The following is a 19,920-nucleotide window of genomic DNA, read 5'->3' on the forward strand; positions in this document are numbered from 1 at the left end:
GTTACTTGCGTATTCATCGTATTGTCTTTCATTACCCAAACAATGAACATACGAATAATGAACTTACGAATACAGCCATACGCGCATTAAGGATAACAATTGATCTGTCTGAATTGGTTTTTTCACATAGTCAGATGCTCCAGCCTCAATACATTTGCCTCTATCCTCTTTCATGGCTTTGGCCGTAAGCGCAATAATCGGTAACTTTTCAAACTGCGGTATCTGTCTAATTCGTGTCATCGCTTCGTAACCATCCATTTCTGGCATCATCATATCCATCAGCACCAGATCAATTTCCGGATTTTTCTCCAGAATTTCCAGAGCCTCACGACCATTCTCTGCAAACGTTACATCCATACGATAGCCTTCAAGGACACTTGAAAGGGCAAATACATTACGAATATCGTCATCTACAAGCAATATTTTCTTGCCTTCAAATAACGTTTCCTTGTTGTGCAGCTTCTGCAAGATGCGACGCTTGTCTTCCGGCAAATTGGCTTCCACCCGATGCAGGAACAGTGTGGTCTCATCCAACAGACGTTCCGGTGACTTCACATCCTTGATAATGATGGATTCTGCATATTTGCGCAGCTTCATTTCTTCTTTGGAATCCAGTTCTTTGCCTGTATAAATTATAATCGGCAGATCGTTCAGATATTCATCATCCCGGATCTGGTCGAGCAACTCGAACCCGGTCATATCCGTTAACATCAGATCCAGTACCATGCAGTCATAACGCTGACTGTGTAATTCATTCAAAGCCTCACTACCTGTGGATACTGCTGTAATTGCAACATCATCATGACCAATCAATTCAATAATGGCTTTACGCTGAATCTCATCATCTTCTACAATCAAGAGTCGTTTCAGCTGATTCTCGGTATAGGATTTGATATGCGAGAAAGCTTTATCCAGTGAATCCTTGCTGGACGGTTTTTTCAGATACGCAATGGCGCCCATCATCAATCCTTGCTTCATATCATCAATGACCGAAATCACATGTACCGGAATATGGCGTGTTGCCGAACTGCTCTTCAGCTCACCCAGAATGGTCCAACCGTCCATAACTGGCAATTGGATATCCAGAATAATGGCATCCGGCAGATATTGACGTGCCATTTCAAGCCCTTTATCACCTTGAAGGGCAACAAGTGCCTTGAAACCTCTACCTCTCGCCATATCCATCAATATATGTGCAAAGTTCACATCATCTTCAATGATGAGAAGGATCTTGTCACCTTCCATGAGATTCTCCCGATCATCTTCAATCTGCGTGACATCTGGTGTATGGGTAGGAGACAGATCCGTATCCACGCTCCGCTCCGGTTCAGGAGAGAGAATGGACTGATGACTTGATAGCATAGTCCGTGTTTCGGTGGACTGTTCATAAAGCATCTCAGAGGATACCGCCGCTTCTCTTGAAGCACCTTCCTTCGCCAGAGCTTCCTCTTCATGATTATCCGGCAGATACAAGGTAAAGATACTACCTTCCCCTTCGGACGATTCCACCTGTATAGCGCCACCAAGCAAACGTGCCAGTTCCCTGCTAATGGACAATCCTAGGCCAGTTCCACCATATTTCCGACTTGTTGTCCCGTCCACTTGCTGGAACGCTTCAAAAATTAGATCTGTCTTGTCGGATGGAATGCCAATACCGGTGTCTTTCACACTAAATCCGATATATTCCTGATTGGTATTCATATATCCCGGCAGTTCTTCAGCTTTCATCCGCCGTCCAATCAGACTGACCGAACCACGGTTGGTAAACTTAAACGCGTTCGACAACAAGTTTCGTAAAATCTGTTTGACGCGATGACTGTCGGTGTATACCCATTCTGGTAAATTGCTGTCGAACTCAATATTCAAGTTGAGTTCCTTTTTATTCGCCATCGGTCCAAAATTCTGCTCAACAAAGCTGGTCAGCTCTTCCATTCGAACTGTCTCATAGTTGATATCCATCTTACCTGCGTCCACCTTGGACAGATCCAGAATCTCATCAATCATCTTCAGCAGATCCGCACCTGACATGTAGATGGTTTGAGCATATTCCTGCTGCTTGTCAGTCAGGTTTCCGCCCTTGTTCTCAGACAATAGCTGAGAGAGAATCAGCAGACTATTCAGTGGTGTACGGAGTTCATGCGACATATTCGCCAAAAATTCGGACTTGTACTTGCTTGTCATCGACAATTGCGTAGCTTGTTGTTCCAACTGTGTCTTCGTTTTCTCAATTTCGTCATTTTTCTCTTCAACTTCGCGTACCTGCTCCTCAAGCGCTCTCGTCTTGGCAATGAGCTCTGTATTGAAATGCTCCAGCTCTTCCTGTTGACGCTGCAACAATTCCTCGGAACGTTTAAGTGCCTCCGTCTGCTCCTCCAGATTCTCATTGGAACGGCGCAGCTCTTCTTGCTGTGTTTGCAATTCTTCCGATTGAACCTGTAGTTCCTCTGTCAGTGCCTGGGATTCACGAAGTAGCTCCTCCACACGCAAACGACGTCGAACATTATTCAATATAACGCCCAAGTTCATGATCAGTTGAGAGAACAATTGCTTGTGCAATTCATTGAACCCTTCAAAGGAAGCCACTTCAACAACACCAATCAATTCATCCTCGAACACGACAGGATAGATCATGATACCCGCAGCACGTGTTGAACCTGAAGCTGAGCCAATATGCACGTAATCTTCAGGCGTATTATCCAGAATAATCGGTGTCATATCGAGTGCAGCCTGACCAATCAAGCCTTCACCGATCCGATACATTTCTTTACCAACGTCTTCGTTCTCCTCAAATGCATATGCACCGTAACGTCTCAGTTCGTCGGGATGTTTCTCTTCATCAATCAGATAGACGACACCCAACTGAGCACCAAGCACAGGTGTGAACTCACTGATAAACATCTGTGAAATTTGCCGGATGGATCCAATCCCCCGAAGCAGCTCCGGGACTCTTGCAATATTCGAACTCATCCAGTTCTGATCCTGTTGGGCCTGCACATAAGCCTTCTCAACTTCCAGTTTTTCTTCCAGATCGCTGGACACATCTTTGAACACACTGGCAATCTGACCAATCTCATCCGTCGAGTTGACCTGAATGCGGCGGATAGTCCGATAGCGGCCTTTGCCGAAACTAGTGATCATCATGGATACGGTATTCAGACCACGTGTAATGCTTGGCAGCACCCACATAATGACACCCAGTGCCAACAACAATCCGGCGATCATGATACTTATCGTAATCTGCACTGCTCTCGCATAAGCTGCGTTAGCGTCCTTAATCTCCGTATCAATCTCCTGGTCCTGGTAACGGGAAAGAGCATTCAAACTATCTACGGCTTCTTTTTGCACGGCAAGTCCTGTTGAGTTGCGGTAGTTATTTGCATCTTCTACCCGGTCCTGGGACATCAGGCTAATCTGTCTCGTAGCATAGGCTGTATAAGCATTCCATGCAGTATTTACACGATCGACCAGCTGATGTTCAGGCGCACTATCTGCACGGTTTCTCACTTCTACGAGGTTGCGATCACCTCGATCCTTCATCTCCTTCAGGTCAGCGTCTGCTGCTGCAGTCGAGTTGTTTGGATTCAATAACAAGTTAGCCAGCACTTTAGCGATATCATTAACCTCTCCGCGTGCAGCAGAAGTGAATCTTACTTTTAGATAACGTTCCTGATACATCTGATCTATCTGTTTATTGCTGCTGTTCAGCCGTTCATAACTCACAAATGTGAGCACAATCAAAATGGCCATCAGAGCGGTAAAGCCAATCAGCAGTTTATTCCTGATCTTCATTCAGCATCCGCCCCTTTTTCCAGAGTAATCCAGACCAGACATTTATCATCATCACGTTCCTGTGAAATCTCGTCGTCGAAAAACAGCGCCTGCATGGCAGTTTCATTCCACTGATGAGAACCGCTCAGTTTTTCAATCAGGAATTCGTGCTGTTCCTCCTGACCACCCTGAACAGCTTCCAATAAACCATCTGTATAAAGCGCAATATGCCCGTCACCTTCGTAATGGATCGTTTGTGGCTCAATATCCATTTTGTCAAATAAACCAACAGGACAGCAGACGCTGTCAAAAGTAGTGACACTGCCGTCATCTTGGAAGAACAATGCAGGCGGATGCCCTGCGTTGACATAATCAATACGCTTCATCCGTGTATCTACAACCAGATAGATAGCCGTGAAATAATACTGTACCAATTGTTTCCCCAGATGGAGCTGATTGAAGCGCCGGTTCAACTCCTGAATAACCTTCTCCGGATCGACGTAGGTGGTTACCGTATCTTTCAAGACAGAAGCAATAAACATCGTAAACAAGGATGAAGATATCCCATGTCCCATCATGTCGAGCAGCAGTACCCCATAACGGCCTTCCCCGAGCGGATACCACGAATACAGATCACCCGCCAGTTCGAAGGAAGGTTTGTAGATGGCATGCACTTGAAACAAAGGATCCCGGAGTGCCGGACTTAATACGGCATTCTGAACCATTGCTGCCAGCTTCAGCTCATCCTGGATACGCTGATCACGCTCTTTGTGCCAATCCTTCTCTTGTTTCAAACGAAGTGCGAGTCGAATTCTGGCCATCAATTCGACTTTGTTAATCGGTTTGGTTACATAGTCGGATGCGCCAGCATCCAATGCTTCGGCAAGTTTTTTGGAGTCACCGATGGCAGTCACCATAATAATCGGAATATCCTTCAGGTTTTCAAATTTCTGCACAATACCGCAAGCTTCGATGCCATCCATCTCAGGCATCATCATATCTAGCAAAATGAGGTCAATATCCGACGGTCTTGGACGAAGTTCATTGCTTTCCTCTCCAATTCCCAAAACTTCAAACATTTCCATGGCGGAACTCGCCGTTACAATGTCACGATAATTTTCTTTTTTCAGAATTTCTCGAATGATAATGACATTCGTCGGATTGTCGTCAACAATAAGTATTCTCATTGATATCTCCTTATCTGTGGCGTCCGGGTTTGTCGATTCTTATTAGGTTAAACCAACCTTAATTATACAAATTTTGCATACAAAACGGCAGTAGACATAATAATTCCTAGTATAACTATAATCTTAAAAACGAAAAACTTCTATTGATACGTGTTCAAAAGCAGACTTTTTGAACAAACTTTTATCAGTAAATGGGAACATTGCAGAAGACCTCCTGCTCTTTCACCCTGTTTTTGCAGCGTCCTGATCCCGCTTCCAAACTTGCAAAAACATAGATAAGGAATGGGGAAAGCCCCATTCCTTATCTATGTTTTTGATTAAGCCTTTTACATAAGTGTCTCAGAAGCTTGTCCATGTTCCGCAAGCTTCAACTTGCAGAGTATATTGGTTAATCTTTCTTTTTAGCAATAACGAGTACTTTACCTTTGTCGAGTTCACTCTCGTAAAAGTCGGCTTCGGCTTCGGTAAAGCCCATCGAGACTATTTTGGCCCGGAGTTCATCACCACGTGAGCGGAACAGATTCGCCAAGGAATCAAATACGCCTTCTTCCTTAATACCAATTTCTTTGGCATCTGCCGTATCGGCAATTCGATCTGTACGATCCTTCTCATGGGCGAGAACAAAGATATGATCAGCAAGGTAACCGGTAATCTGCAATTCTTTCACCGCTTCTACCGCCTGGACTCCGTTTTCTACCACTTTTGCATAAGCTTGCGCATTGGTTGAATTCATCGTTTCCACTCTCCTCTGATTTAATCTTCTATAACGAGCTACTTAGTATATAACCATACGATATGGGGTTGAAACGATTGTGTAATAACCAATTCTAGGAAACCGTGTCATCAAAAAGATCAATGCCATTGATCTGGCTGGAGCCTGACTTCATATATACCTTTAAGGCCTGATTTCCACGGAGAAACACTTCTCCGTCCTCAGCCACATAATACGGTTTACCAAGAGCTTGATGGATCGCTTCAATATTCATCTCAATTTTCTCACCGTTTAACATGATGTGATTCTCAGATGCATCGATATGCACATATTGAATAACATCCTTATCTTCACACAAGCCAACTTTCACATCATGAAAGTGATATTCAGGACACCCCAGATAAGGATCTTCCTGCTTATGCCCTGGCTGGCCCTTCTTGGCCAACAAGTCATTCATGGTGTCATCCAGAGAAATGCCATTCAGAGTCCGAAAATGCTGGAAAGTCTCGGAACGATCAACAGCCAGAGTCACCTCTGACGCCTTCTCTTCCATTGCCGTCCATTGCATATCGTGAGCAGCGGGCACCGCTGCCGGTTGAACGGAAAAGGGAGAAATTACGCTAAACATCACAAGCAGTAGTTTCATCATGATTCTCACCCTTTCATCAGGTTCATTGCCGCTCTGAAGGTTTCTTTATGGATTACAAAGCGGTCATGTTATTTGCGCATGCGTTGCCATACATTTGCTGCAACATCGATATACTTCATCCAGTTCTTCCCGCCCTTGGCATCACCATTATATGTAGCTTCATAGGATTGCAGGGTACGGTCCGTTGATGTAGCAGGCGGTGCTGTTACATGAGACGGTTTAGCATGCTTCGTCTCTTCAGTATGGTTTCGTTTGGTCTGAAATCTGGCCATCAGCGTCGTGGAGACTTGTTTGGCTGCTGCCGTCACTTCATTCAACACTTCTCCGAGATTCTCAACAGATTCCATCACAGGATCGATTTTTTTCATTTTGTGCTGCACATCCACTGTAATGTCATTGGCATGTCTTACCGTCTGTTTCACTTCATAACTAAGTTCGTCAATGGTCTTCTGTACCTCCTGTAATGTCTGTGAGACATTGTCCAAAGAACCCTGTGCTGATTTCAAGGTACGAATCAAGAAGAAAACAAGTACTGCAAATGCCACTGCAATCAGGGCCACGCTAATTTGATAGATCATAAAAGAACCTCTCTTTCCATATGTGCATCAGTTTTGTTATTGCTATAGTTACCCGGCGATTTCCCTGACGAAACAATATTATATGTCGCTTCATATATGCATGCGCTTGGAAAAAAACCAATGTTTCAACCGGAGAACACTCGGTTAAAGTTAGACTACACAAGGCGGTGAGGTGAAACACAACTCACTCCACAAATCAGTAAACGAAAGGATGAATCCTCATGTTGAAATGGTCTGTATTATTTCTAATTATTGCACTGGTTGCAGGTATCTTCGGATTCTTCGGTATTGTTGAGGCAGCTGCTTCAATCGCCAAAGTACTGTTCTTCATCTTTGTAGTACTGTTCGTGATCTCCCTTATTACGGGACGCAGCCGAATGCGATAACCTGATGTTCCGAATGAGTCAATAAGACGAATACATACAAAAGCCGATCGTGCTACCAAGCCGATTGGCTTTTGTGCGTTCAGACACAGGTCAACCTTCTATATTATGTACTGCACTCCTTTCTGCTTTATTCCAATCCCCCTTCGTATGAATCCCAAAAAACAGGACCTTTTTGAGATAGCCAACCCGGTTTTATCCCACTGAAGTATGATATTTACAGGCTTGCTACATACCCACATATGAGCCAGTTGACACTGGAGGATTCAAGAAAATATTGTTATAATTTGTGATTCATAAGGGTGCTTGCTTGGTTACTTGTAATCAGGACAACATTTTACATACCTACCGAGGAGGAAAAACAAAATGAAAAAAATCGTAAGTTTTGCCGCTGCTTTAACGTTGATGGGTTCGATGGCTGCCGCTGCGGGTGCTGAGGAAGCGGTTACTGGAACGGTGACCCCGGAAAAAGGAACAGAAGCTACAACAACGACAACAACTCCGGCTGTTGAAGTGAACAAACCTGCTGTAGAAACTGTAGAAGGTACTACTGAGACAGTAACCGGTGCTACCTACAGCACTAATGGTAATAACCCTTCTCCTACAACAGATAAGTTATTTGACGAACCAGTTGTAAAACCAGGCGATGTAGTACTGGTACCAACGATGTTGCTGAACCTTCTGGAGCGCACTTGGTTCTATGATGCACCTAACGGTAAACCAATCGGTGCATTAAGCTCCCAAGTTATCGATACAACAGGTGAAGTTGTTGACGGATTCGATGGCGGCGAGTGGGTTCAAGTATACACTTGGAAAGGCAAAGCGTGGATCCACGTTGCCATTCAATAATATCGTATAGTCGTTCTAACGATATGTAAAGAGGACAGCGCGTTTAATCGCAGCTGTCCTCTTTTGATGTTCCCATATGTTCACTCTCTGTTCAAGGGTTCCCAGTAACCTCATCCATCTTCGGTTCCACATGTACATGCACATGCATGATGTTATGTGATCGCTTCAACCGCTCTTCCACTCTGTCACAGATCTGATGGCCTTCAATCAGGCTTAGGCCTCCGTCCACTTCAATCACCACATCCACAAGTACATGACTGCCATGCACACGTGCTTTGACATCCTTGATCATTTCCACGCCCGGAACCCGAGCTACGGAAGATCTGAGATCCGTCAGTTCTTTTTGATCAAATCCATCGGTAAGACGATGTGTAGAATCCCGGAAAATCTCCCAAGCCGTCTTGCAGATCAACAGGCCTACAGCTATCGCAGCTACTTTATCCAGCCAAGGCAGTCCGAACTGCGCACCGATAATGCCAACTGCAGCGCCGATGCTGACCCAGGCATCCGAGCGATTATCTTTGGCTGCAGCCATCAGGGCCTGGCTGTTAATTTGTTTGGCGAGACGGTGATTGTAACGATACACACCTAACATCACTACCGCACAGACCACAGCCACCGCTGCCGCCCACAGATTAGGAGCAACAAAGGCTCCTTCATACCAGGAACGAACGGCTTCAACCAATACTTGCAGCCCAACCATAGCCATAATAAATGAAGCCACCAAGGCAGCAACAGTCTCCGCTCTAAAATGACCATAGGCATGATCCGAATCAGGGGGTTTCTGAGAGATCCGCAGCCCAATCAATACAGCAACAGACGCCACAATATCCGTAAGGTTATTAAAACCATCCGCCAATAAAGCGCTGGATGCAAATAAATATCCACAGATCAGCTTAAAGGCGGACAAGACGAGATAGGCTACGATACTAACCCAAGCGCCTCGCTCCCCTTTTCGTATTTCATCATAAGCGTTCAAACCGGGCGACACTCCTTTAACGTTTCGTATTACGGTTTTTCCATGTTACCAAATGCGGAGCGTGTGGGTCTACAGAAACAGTGTTGCCAAGCTGCATTGCTGTAGGCAAGCCGAAACAAAGTTGCCAGACGGCAGGGCTGTAGGTGCTGAGAAAGAATGTTGGCCTGGGTAAAACCAAAGGATTTGAGCATTTTATCAGGTTGCCCTTGTGGGGCTTTTGTAAAACGTATAAAATAGGTACATCCCGTCCAATCTGGACGGCTTACTGTAAGACCGGGAGGGAAATAACGATGAGCGAAAATAACGAACCGAAAAAGGTCAGTTTGCAGGATGCTATACGCCAGAAGCTGGCACAAAAGAAAGAACAAGCTAATTCCGGTAACCAATCCAGCGCCTACTTTGAAGGCGGACCAAAAGCGATGAAGAGTCAGAACAACAAGAAGCCTAACAACCAACGTCGTCGTACTGGTGGATCTTAGGACTTAGAGCCGCAAAGATACCCAGTGCATAACCAAAAGAACCGCAAGCTCTCTTCACAGAGGCTTGCGGTTCTTTGGTGTTCCTATGCATAACGTATCGTAGATGATGCTTATTTTAAGCTTCTACCGGATACATTTTATTGCGCAGTTCTTTAATTTCATCACTTTCCAGATATTCGTCATAGCTCATTTGGCGATCAATGATGCCATTCGGCGTAATTTCGATAATCCGGTTAGCAATCGTTTGAATGAACTGATGGTCATGGGATGTGAACAGCATTGTGCCGTCAAAATCAATCATACCATTGTTCAAGGCTGTGATGGATTCGAGATCCAAGTGGTTCGTAGGCTCATCCAGAATTAATGCGTTAGCACCCGTCTGCATCATTTTCGCCAGCATACAGCGAACTTTCTCGCCCCCGGAGAGTACACTTGCCTTTTTCAAGGATTCCTCACCTGAGAACAGCATACGTCCCAAGAATCCACGCAGGTACGTTTCATCCTGATCTTTGGAATATTGACGAAGCCAATCCACGAGCGTCATGTCTACACCGTCAAAATATTTGGAGTTGTCTTTTGGGAAATAAGCTTGAGTTGTTGTTACGCCCCAAGTGTATTCGCCGCTATCCAATTCCGTTTCACCCATAAGAATATCAAACAAGAGTGACTTGGCATTACCATTCGGGCCAACAAATGCGATTTTATCCCCTTTGTTCACGACAAAGCTGATATCATTCAGCATGTTCACGCCATCAATCGATTTGCTGATACGATCTACAGTCAACAATTGTTTACCGGCTTCACGCTCAGGTTTGAAGTTGATAAACGGATATTTACGGTTCGATGGACGAAGGTCATCCAGCGTGATTTTGTCGAGTTGTTTCTTCCGGGAAGTCGCCTGTTTCGATTTCGAGGCATTCGCAGAGAAACGTTGAATAAAGGCTTGGAGCTCTTTAATCTTCTCTTCTTTTTTCTTGTTAGCATCGCGCTGCAAAGCAAGTGCCAATTGGCTGGACTCGTACCAGAAATCATAGTTACCTACGTACAGCTGGATTTTACCAAAGTCGATATCCGCAATGTGCGTACATACTTTGTTCAGGAAGTGACGGTCATGGGATACCACAATAACAGTACCTTCATAGTCCATCAAGAAGTTCTCAAGCCATTGAATGGATTCGAGATCCAAGTGGTTGGTAGGCTCATCGAGCAACAGGTTGTTTGGTCGACCAAACAATGCTTGTGCAAGCAGGACACGAACTTTTTCGTTACCACTCAGTTCAATCATTTTCTTCTCGTGCATGTCACGATCGATACCCAGACCGATCAGGAGTGCCGCTGCATCCGGCTCAGCATCCCAGCCATTCAACTCGGCGAATTCACCTTCAAGCTCACCTGCACGCAGGCCGTCTTCTTCAGTGAAGTCCGCTTTGGCATACAGCGTATCTTTTTCTTTCATAATGGCATAGAGACGACTATGGCCCATAATTACCGTTTCGAGAACCGGATACTCATCATATTCAAAGTGGTTTTGCTTCAAAACGGCCATACGTTCGCCCGGGGTGATGTGCACCTCTCCCGAGTTTGATTCAATTTCACCGGACAAAATTTTCAAGAACGTGGATTTGCCGGCTCCGTTGGCGCCGATCAGGCCATAACAGTTTCCTGGTGTGAATTTGATATTTACATCTTCAAAAAGTGCACGTTTTCCGTAGCGGAGCGTGATGCCGCTTGTACTGATCATTAAGCATACCATCCTTTATTGGTTAATCTTCATACTGCATGAATAGCAAGTTGCGTAAATCATGGATTCAATATCCCGATGCCTATTCTGGCACCATATTATAACACAAAAAAGCGGCAAATTCGAAAATTGGCCGCTTTTTACTGATTAAAGATTTGGTAAATGTACTGTTCATGCGGGTATAACCCTACATTAACATATTTGGCTCACTTTTGTTAGTCCTGTTTACCGTCCTCATGCCTGATTCGAAGTGTCTCGCCATGACCAAGCACCCGAATCCGCTCTGGACCAATGCCTAGTCGCTCACGTTCGACTTCGAGCCGATCCAGCGCTTCCTTGGGCGTATCATCCGCCAGCTTGAATGTGCCGTAATGCATCGGCACCATGAGCTGTGAACCGGACTCAACGAACCCCTGCAGCGCTTCTTCGGGTGTCACATGCTGAGAAGTCATGAACCATTCCGGATCGTAGGCACCGATGGGCATCAGGGTAACACCAATGTCAAAGCGCTCTCCAATCGTTTTGAAGCCCTGGAAGTAACCTGTATCCCCCACAAAATATAACACAGGCGGACCGCCTGATGATTTGGATGTTCCGTTCTTTCCGGATTCATTGGATGATTCATCCTGATCGCTCGTTGTTACAGCACTTTCCACTGCTGATGTCGTTGCCAAATGGTTGGGTTCCAACACATACCCGCCCCAATGGGACGTATTGGTATCGAACAGCGTTCGGCGCGTCCAGTGCTGTGCAGGGACAAAGGTTATTTTGACTCCGCCAAGTGTCATATGATCCCACCACTTCATCTCTTGGCATCGATGGAATCCTTTGCGGATCATCTTGCGCTTCAGACCATCGGGTACGATGAGCAACGTCTTGGCTGTAATCAGCTTGCGCAAGGAAGCCAGATGCAGATGATCATAGTGGGAATGGGATATCAGAATGACATCCAAAGGCGGAATATCCTGAATCGGAATGCCGGGGGCGCCGAGCCTTCGTTGAAATCCCATTTTCTCGGCCCACACCGGGTCAGTCACGATGTTCAATCCATAATATTGAATAAAAAACGTGGAGTGACCAATCCAGGTAATACTTGTTTCATCCCGGTTGGCATGCAGATAATCCAGTTCAGGCGGGTGTTTGGGCACGGTGTAGGAGTAGTCCTTCACTTTATTGCGCCGCTGCTCCCTCCATTGCTTGAATTCCTTCAGCGTTTTGTCCGTACTTACATTATCAATATTGTTATAACGGATTTTCGGCATGAAAGGGCCCTCCTCCCTTCCTCATTTCTTAACAAGAGATTACCCCAAACGGGAATGGACGTACCAGCCAATCAATCCTTCGGGTTCTTATATACGGCCAGGTATACAAACAGAAAAACAATAGCAGCTGCGATGATCAGAGGTGGGGCGTACATAATGGTGAATGTCTCAAAAAAGCTCAATCCGGTTATACCGGGTATGCCAGTGACTCCTTCAGTCAGGACCATGAACGGACTCATCCTTTCTTATTACCAGAATTACCGCGTACATAATTCGCATTAAACAAGAACAACTTCATAATCAGCACAAGCGAAGGAATCAGCACAAGTAGCCCCAGGCTGAACGCTGTAATCAACGCAATCCCCATCGTACGATTCGTAAAGCTGTCGTAAATATTAATGTAAGGATACAGAATATACGGAAGGTGGGATCGCCCGTAACCATACCAGGCAAAAGCAAACTGAAGCATGACAGCGATAAAGCACCAACCTAGATATTTACTTTTCCACACCAACGACACGGCAATGACAAAACAAATAAACGAAGCAATGAACATCCAAGAGATATTCAACATCTGCTCAAAGTGTGCGGGATTCTGTTTGTTAATCTGCAGAAAAGCCAGAAAACTCGCAAAAATGGTAGGCAAACTCCAGAGTAACGCATACTCTCGAAGTACCTCAAATGCCGGCTCATCCCCCGCCCGCTTGGCGTAATAGGACAGAAACATCGCCGAGATATAAAGCACACTGACCAGTGCAAGCAATACAACCGACCAGGTATAGGGATTCGTCAAAAATTCACGCCAGCGAAAAAATACCTGATCGCCCACCTGCTCAATGATCCCGCCTTCGGATATGGCCAAAATGGTGGAGAACACCGCTGGAATAAGCAATCCCGTTGCTCCGTACAGTGCCATGTAGATCCGGCTGTTCTTCCCATGATTGCCATAGGTATTGTAGGCGTAATACACGCCCCGGATCGCAAGCAGTACAATGGCCAAGGAACCCGGAACCAGCAAGGCTGTCCCGTAATAAAAGGCGCTGTCCGGATAAAATCCGACCAGTCCGACCACAAAAAAAATCAGGAACACATTCGTCACTTCCCACACGGGAGACAGGTAGCGCTGAATGATGTTATGAATTTTGTTCTCGTGCCCGGTCAAGATGCTGTAAAAGCTGAAAAATCCGGCACCGAAATCAATCGAAGCAACGATCAGGTAACCGAACAAAAACGTCCACAATATCGCGATACCTGCAATTTCAAAACTCAATGCACGATCCCTCCTTCAAGCCCCAGCGTCTCCAGCTCCTTCTCTGCTTCCTTGTTACGGAACAGCTTGCTGAGTACCCGAATGCACGAGAAACACAGGATTAGATACAGCAAGATGAACAACACCAGCATCCATCCTACCGATGTTGACGTCGTGGCCGCTTCCGACACCTTCATATACCCACGTAAAATCCAGGGCTGCCTGCCGACTTCGGCGAACATCCACCCCAGCTCGATTGCAATCATGGCCAGAGGCCCCAGGAAGACAATACCGAGCAGCAGCCATTTGGGATATGGCTTACGCCCTGGCAACCATCGACGCAGCACATATAACACAGGAATCATTAGGATGATCACTCCGGTTGTGACTTTCAGGTCGAACATATAGTGAATAGACAATGGTGGCCTCAGATCCGCAGGATATTCTTCGAGACCTTTCACTTCCGTATCGGGACGATTACCTGCCAAAATGCTAAGAGCATAGGGAATCTCAATGGCGTATTTCACTTCATTGTTCTCATCCAGAATACCGCCATAGACGAGCGGTGCCTTCTTCATCGTCTTGAAATGCCACTCTGCGGCAGCCAGCTTCTCCGGCTGATATTTCGCCAGAAATTTACCGGAGGAGTCTCCGATCATGACGGTACTGATCGCAAAGACGAGCGCAGACACCGTCGTGAGTTTAAGTGCCTTTTTGTAATACACATGATCCCGTCCCCGAAGCAGACTGAACGCGGCTATGCCCGCCAGGACACCGGCACTCAAGGTGTACGATGAGGCGAGTACATGGGACACCTTGGTAGGTGTCGCTGGATTCAGCATCGCAGCAATCGGATGGATGTCCTTCATGATGCCATTAATCAGGGTGAATCCCTGAGGCTGGTTCATGAAGGAATTCACCGTTGTAATGAAGATCGCAGAGGCGGATGATCCCAGTGCTACCGGAATCAACAGCAGCATATGCGTATATTTCTTTTTGAAACGATCCCACGTATAGAGGTAAATCCCAAGAAAGATCGCCTCGATAAAAAAAGCGAACGTCTCCATAAACAGCGGCAGGGCTATCGCCTGACCCGCGACTCGCATAAACATCGGCCACAGCAAACTAAGCTGTAATCCGATAGAGGTACCTGTAACAACACCAACGGCAACCGTGATGACAAAACCTCGCGCCCAACGGCGTGCCAGCAAGGTGTAATGAATATCATTGGTTCGCAGCCCTCGCCACTCGGCCAAAGCAATCATAAGTGGAACACCTACACCAATGGAGGCAAAAATGATATGCACAAACAAGGTAAGACCAGTCAATATTCGGCTGAGCAAAACAGGATCCAGGGATGACATGGTTACACTCCTCTTTCACGTAATCGTTTATGTACGACAGCAGATCACTCTGCTTGAACATGTAGCTCAATAACTCATGATTCGGATGATGCTTTTCACCACGGCATACAGTACAACCACAGCTGCTACCAGACAGACGATGATGAGTGTTTTCTCTTGTTTACGAAACATATTGCCGACGTCCTCCTTTGGCATGGGATGCAAATTATGGCTCTATATACAGTGTGCAAAAGAATAGTTTTTTTTATCCGGGACATTGAAAAAACAAAAAAAGCCCCTACCTCTCATGACGCTTTTGCGTCGAAAGGTAAAGGCTTCTTCATTCCTAATCATTATGTTCAGAGCAGCACATCCTGTTTCGGCAGTCGAACCTTGAACGTGCTTCCTTTGTCGGGTGCAGATATGAAGGACAGTGTACCGTTGTGATCCTCTACAATTTTGCGGGAAATGTACAACCCGATTCCTGTTCCACCAATCTGTCGATGATCCGAATTATCTATACGATAGAATTTGTTGAACAGCATGTCTTTCTCTTTCTCGTCAATACCTATTCCGTAATCACGCACGTCGATACATAACCATTCCTCTTCTTCCCATAGTGTAACATCAATTCGGTCGGCTCCCGGTGAGTATTTGACCGCATTACCCACCAGATTATGAAGAACCTGAACCATCCTGTTCTGGTCAGCATAAGCAAAAAAGTCCCCATTAAACGTATGAACATGGATGCGCTGAACAGACTTCATATTCCACTGATCTACTACACCTTCTACTAGTTCAACCAGCGGCACATAGGTCATATGGTAGGTCATACCTTCATTGTCGAGGCGCTGAATATCAAGCACATCATCCAGCAGACTGCTCAACCTCATGCCCTCCGAGGAGATGGTCTCCATGAATTCCTGCCGTTGAGCTGCCGGTAGGTCATACATCATCATTAATTCCACATATCCCATAATGGTCGCTACAGGTGTTCGAAGCTCATGGGATACCACGCTGATCAGTTCATTCTTCATCCGATCCAGCCGTTCTTCCCCTGTCCGATCACGGAATACCAGCAGGAATCCATGATTTTTACCCGGAACGTCCATCTGTTTCATATACAAGGAAAATAAACTTTTCTCCATATTGTTAAAAATAAATTCAGTCTCGATAAATGCCGTTTCTCCATCCAGGAACGCCTTCGTCTGTTCCAACAGATTGAAGTTATCCGTCAATACCATCGTATCAATCGCCTGAGCCAAGTCTTCAATGGACCTGCCCAGGAAATTACCCTGACCAAACATCTCTTCTATCCTTCGGTTGACGATGGTTATGGTGCCTGATCGATCTGACATGACGAGCCCTTCCCGAACGGATTCTATAAATTGCTCACTGATATCTCGCTGTTCCTGGATGGCAATCTTTTCATGTAACAGCTCCGAATTCAGCTTCTCCAGCGCAAGGGCATGACGTACACGGTCTTCTTCTGCTCTTGTTCGCTCCGTAATATCCTTAATAAACAGGTTATATAACGTCTCATTCTTGCCGAGCTGAATTTCAACAATTTTGTACTCAATCGGAAAGACGGAACCATCCCGGCGAATACCTGAAATTTCTTCTACGATCGTGTATCTCTTGCCTTCAACATATTCGAATCGCTCCAGCATTGTCTTAATCTCCATGCAGCTTGCCCCTTGAAAAAGAGACGGTGCTTCCTTCATCAGGATCACTTCTTCCCGAAGCAATCCAAACATTCTTTCGGCCTCCGGATTAAACTCAACGATGATTCCATTGGAGTCCACAGCGATAATCGCATCGATCGACGATTCAATAATTGCACGTTTGACTTCTTCACTATTCTTGAGTTCCTTGGTCCGCTCTATGACCCTGTCTTCTAGCGTTAACTTATCGTGACGAATCTGTTCGAATTGTTCCAGCAGTACATCAAACATTTTGCGCAAATTACCAATAAGAATCTGCACTTCGGTTACATGGCTCGTTGGCCACTCCATCTTCCCATTTCGAAACAGCAACCTCGGAAGAGAACCTGTCATCCTGGTTAGTCTTAACAGTGGACTAACGACCTTACTGCTCAGAGGAGCCGCCACAATCATGGAAGCAACGATGATGATGAACAGGGATTGCAACGTGGACAGGTAGATCGTTTCTATTCGGGGATAATACTTGGTTGAGCTGGTCTCAATGAATACCCGATAAGGTGTTACATCTGTCATCTCCGCTTCATAGATGAAAGATGCCTGTTTCCAGTGATTCAATACATCGCTGTAATGGATATTCTCGGAGCTTAACAGAATAAGGTTATCTTTCGACTTAAGGAGACTGTATCTATCCATGTCCAGGTAATCGCCAGCCTGCAGTGTATTCAAACCAGAAGCGACGACTGTATCATTCCGATCCAGCAGAATCAAATTCACACCCAATAGATGATGGTACCGCGCCATGTTCTGATCCATATTCTCCGAGGTAACATACTGTTCGTCCAGATCCTGGACAACGGCATTTGCTGCATGTTTCATATCACGTATAATGGCATCATTCATTTGACTCAATTGTCTGCGGCTATCTGCGGATAACAATAGGAGAGAAACAAACACCACAAAGGCGACTACGTATTTAAATGCAATTCTTGTGAGTGGAATGGTTCCTGTGCGCTTTGATTTGTGCTCCCCCGTGGTAATCCAGAAGTCCACCACAATACCCGCGATCAGTGCATTCACCATGCCAATCACGGCAATATACATATACTCATACTTCAAATCTTCTATATTCAGGCCCAATAGATAATGTCCGCAATAGATGACGGGAAGTAGCATGACTACCCAGAAGACAGCATTAGCCTTGATTAGGCTGCCATTCTTCCAACGCAATTGCCAACCGAGCATCCAGATCAGTTCAATGAAATGCGCAATCATTACCGTTAAGTTCCGCGGCTCGAAGCCGACAATGGCGGTATTTAGCAGATGAATGACTGTAAGAGTGACGAATCCATAGATAGCCCCATGCAAACGAAGAGCGATGAGTGCTGCTGCGCTGCCAACCATAAACTGTACACCATAGAATAAGGTAAGTGGAAATATAGTACTTAGTGAGCCAAGAACGATCAGAATGCTGGTTCCAAACCAGGGTATCCTTAGCTTCAGCACGACCCACTCCAGCAGTTGGCTTGCCTTTATACGATCCATAAGCAACTGCCCTCACGGCTGACTTTTTGTTCTGTATTTAACAACAACGTTGGTTCCCCCTATAAACTTAAGCGGATACAAATCTACTTTTTTCCCCTCAAATCGTTCTGATCCATTATACTGTAATTATCACTTGATGTAGCTTTGGGAAATTCTGATCGCTCGGCAATCAAACTGCATTCATGCTAAAATATTGAAGTTCATCTAAAAAGCCTGCTTCCTGTCTACATATACATCCTATATTCTGGGATAGAAACATTAAAAATTTTGCAGTATTTTTTAGCAAATCACAGCTTTTTTTTAGTATTTTCTTAACACATTATTTTCACCAGGAGTGTGACCCTATGACGATCAAAGTACTTCTTATAGAAGACGAGAAAAATCTGGCTGACATGATTGCTTTCTTTCTTGAGGAGGAAGGATACATCACGGAACGGGTTCATCATGCCCACGAGGCACTTCAACTGTTCCCACAATTCCAGCCAGACATTGTTGTAACGGATCTGATGCTTCCTGAAACGGATGGGAATGCTCTTGTAGAAGCCTTTCGCCAGCACTCCACCGTGCCGATTCTAATGATCTCAGCAAGCACGATGCTGAATGATCGACTTCGCGCTTTACATAATGGTGCGGATGACTTTCTGTGCAAGCCATTCAGCCTCAAAGAGCTGGACGCCAGAATTAAAGCCCTGCTGCGCAGATCCATCATTTCCTATCAGGATAAACCGGCTAAAGAAGACAACCAGGCGGAAGTTACTGGACATGTAAATGTAAATGAGTACAGAAGAACCCTGTTTGTGGATGGGGTTGAGATCGAGGTCACTCATATTGAGTTTGAAATTATGAAGGAATTGTACAGGAATCCGGGCAAAGTGTTCACCCGCAATGAGCTGATGGATCGGATCAAAGGTTCAGAGCGTGCCTATCTGGATCGAACGATTGATGTTCATATCTCAAGCCTGCGTAAAAAAATTGAGCCTGACCCCAAGAACCCCCGTTATATCAAAACGGTGTGGGGAACAGGCTACAAATATGTGATCTAATTCGATTGTAACATTACATTTAAAAACCTTTGGCCATATCCCTCTCTTACCTCATGGATAAGATGGGAGGTATGGCTATTTGTGATTCATATACAGAGGAATGCAGCCACTGTTCCATGTCTTTGATCAGCTGATCCGGTTCTTGCTCGTTCCAGAGGATCATCTTCATCTCACCTGTACCTGTAATCAGTTGCAGGTGTCGCTTCCGAATCAGCGATTTGAAATCCGTAATGACCAACAACGGAATCTGCGGCATAAAAGCCCGAATGGCATTGGCTGCTGACACCGCTTCTTCAGCAATCTGATAATCAACAATACAATAACGGGAGTTTTCCCAACTTCCCCGGTGCGTTTGTATCACAGAACCGGATGGTGCATCGGCAATCCAATTCCTGAACAATTGAATAATATTCTCATATGCAATACAACGTTTTCCATCCGAGAGCACGGTAATAGGTTCCATAGGTATGACCTCCAGTTGATTCTTCCTCT

General features: G+C 45.5%; 17 protein-coding genes. 4 read left to right on the top strand and 13 right to left on the bottom strand.

Annotated elements, in window-relative coordinates:
* Positions 1–63 precede the first annotated feature (63 nt).
* The 5 genes from WFI24_RS24835 to WFI24_RS24855 form a co-directional block, all read right to left on the bottom strand.
* Positions 64–3,789, bottom strand: coding sequence for a response regulator (locus WFI24_RS24835; RefSeq protein ID WP_336764736.1), 3,726 nt, complete (start codon positions 3,787–3,789; stop codon positions 64–66).
* Positions 3,786–4,955 carry a PP2C family protein-serine/threonine phosphatase gene (locus WFI24_RS24840; protein WP_336764737.1) on the bottom strand — a complete coding sequence of 390 codons (1,170 nt, stop codon included), beginning with the start codon at positions 4,953–4,955 and terminating at the stop codon, positions 3,786–3,788. Before WFI24_RS24840 ends, WFI24_RS24835 begins: the two co-directional genes overlap by 4 nt.
* A gap of 388 nt (positions 4,956–5,343) precedes the next feature.
* Positions 5,344–5,688 (bottom strand): general stress protein, encoded by a 345-nt coding sequence (locus WFI24_RS24845; protein WP_062836465.1) that lies wholly within the window; start codon positions 5,686–5,688, stop codon positions 5,344–5,346.
* Positions 5,689–5,782: 94 nt separating this feature from the next.
* Positions 5,783–6,316, bottom strand: coding sequence for a hypothetical protein (locus tag WFI24_RS24850; RefSeq protein WP_336764738.1), 534 nt, complete (start codon positions 6,314–6,316; stop codon positions 5,783–5,785).
* A gap of 68 nt (positions 6,317–6,384) precedes the next feature.
* Positions 6,385–6,894, bottom strand: coding sequence for a DUF948 domain-containing protein (locus WFI24_RS24855; RefSeq protein WP_336764739.1), 510 nt, complete (start codon positions 6,892–6,894; stop codon positions 6,385–6,387).
* 221 nt (positions 6,895–7,115) lie between these two features.
* Here WFI24_RS24855 and WFI24_RS24860 point away from each other — a divergent pair, with 221 nt between their 5' ends.
* Both WFI24_RS24860 and WFI24_RS24865 read left to right on the top strand, forming a co-directional pair.
* Positions 7,116–7,280, top strand: a complete 165-nt coding sequence (locus WFI24_RS24860; RefSeq protein WP_017692264.1) for a DUF1328 domain-containing protein — start codon at positions 7,116–7,118, stop codon at positions 7,278–7,280.
* 363 nt (positions 7,281–7,643) lie between these two features.
* Positions 7,644–8,126, top strand: a complete 483-nt coding sequence (locus tag WFI24_RS24865) for a hypothetical protein (protein ID WP_336764740.1) — start codon at positions 7,644–7,646, stop codon at positions 8,124–8,126.
* Between the two features lie 91 nt (positions 8,127–8,217).
* On the opposite strand, the gene WFI24_RS24870 is transcribed toward WFI24_RS24865, so the two are convergent.
* Entirely contained in the window at positions 8,218–9,105 is an 888-nt protein-coding gene (locus WFI24_RS24870) for a cation diffusion facilitator family transporter (RefSeq protein ID WP_145325809.1), read from the bottom strand.
* A 290-nt stretch (positions 9,106–9,395) separates the two neighbouring features.
* Here WFI24_RS24870 and WFI24_RS24875 point away from each other — a divergent pair, with 290 nt between their 5' ends.
* Positions 9,396–9,584 carry a hypothetical protein gene (locus tag WFI24_RS24875; RefSeq protein WP_017692261.1) on the top strand — a complete coding sequence of 63 codons (189 nt, stop codon included), beginning with the start codon at positions 9,396–9,398 and terminating at the stop codon, positions 9,582–9,584.
* A gap of 115 nt (positions 9,585–9,699) precedes the next feature.
* On the opposite strand, the gene WFI24_RS24880 is transcribed toward WFI24_RS24875, so the two are convergent.
* The 6 genes from WFI24_RS24880 to WFI24_RS24905 all read right to left on the bottom strand — a co-directional run bounded on the left by WFI24_RS24880 (position 9,700) and on the right by WFI24_RS24905 (position 18,385).
* Complete coding sequence (locus WFI24_RS24880) at positions 9,700–11,325, bottom strand: ABC-F family ATP-binding cassette domain-containing protein (RefSeq protein ID WP_145325810.1); 1,626 nt, start codon at positions 11,323–11,325, stop codon at positions 9,700–9,702.
* A gap of 215 nt (positions 11,326–11,540) precedes the next feature.
* Entirely contained in the window at positions 11,541–12,587 is a 1,047-nt protein-coding gene (locus WFI24_RS24885) for an MBL fold metallo-hydrolase (RefSeq protein WP_336764741.1), read from the bottom strand.
* 71 nt (positions 12,588–12,658) lie between these two features.
* Positions 12,659–12,814 (bottom strand): cytochrome bd oxidase small subunit CydS, encoded by a 156-nt coding sequence (gene cydS, locus WFI24_RS24890; protein WP_336764742.1) that lies wholly within the window; start codon positions 12,812–12,814, stop codon positions 12,659–12,661.
* 8 nt (positions 12,815–12,822) lie between these two features.
* The gene (locus tag WFI24_RS24895; RefSeq protein ID WP_336764743.1) at positions 12,823–13,857 is read right to left on the bottom strand and encodes a cytochrome d ubiquinol oxidase subunit II; all 1,035 of its coding nucleotides are present in this window, start codon (positions 13,855–13,857) and stop codon (positions 12,823–12,825) included.
* The gene (locus WFI24_RS24900; protein ID WP_336764744.1) at positions 13,854–15,200 is read right to left on the bottom strand and encodes a cytochrome ubiquinol oxidase subunit I; all 1,347 of its coding nucleotides are present in this window, start codon (positions 15,198–15,200) and stop codon (positions 13,854–13,856) included. Before WFI24_RS24900 ends, WFI24_RS24895 begins: the two co-directional genes overlap by 4 nt.
* 338 nt (positions 15,201–15,538) lie before the next feature.
* Positions 15,539–18,385 carry a PAS domain-containing sensor histidine kinase gene (locus WFI24_RS24905; RefSeq protein WP_336764745.1) on the bottom strand — a complete coding sequence of 949 codons (2,847 nt, stop codon included), beginning with the start codon at positions 18,383–18,385 and terminating at the stop codon, positions 15,539–15,541.
* A gap of 344 nt (positions 18,386–18,729) precedes the next feature.
* On the opposite strand from WFI24_RS24905, the gene WFI24_RS24910 reads away from it, so the two are divergent.
* Entirely contained in the window at positions 18,730–19,428 is a 699-nt protein-coding gene (locus tag WFI24_RS24910) for a response regulator transcription factor (RefSeq protein ID WP_336764746.1), read from the top strand.
* 46 nt (positions 19,429–19,474) lie between these two features.
* Here the strand turns inward: WFI24_RS24910 and WFI24_RS24915 are convergent, their stop codons facing one another.
* Positions 19,475–19,891, bottom strand: a complete 417-nt coding sequence (locus tag WFI24_RS24915) for a hypothetical protein (protein ID WP_336764747.1) — start codon at positions 19,889–19,891, stop codon at positions 19,475–19,477.
* Positions 19,892–19,920: the final 29 nt, after the last annotated feature.

This window comes from Paenibacillus sp. USHLN196, from assembly GCF_037144955.1.
GTDB classification, from domain to species: Bacteria; Bacillota; Bacilli; order Paenibacillales; family Paenibacillaceae; genus Paenibacillus; species Paenibacillus xylanexedens_C.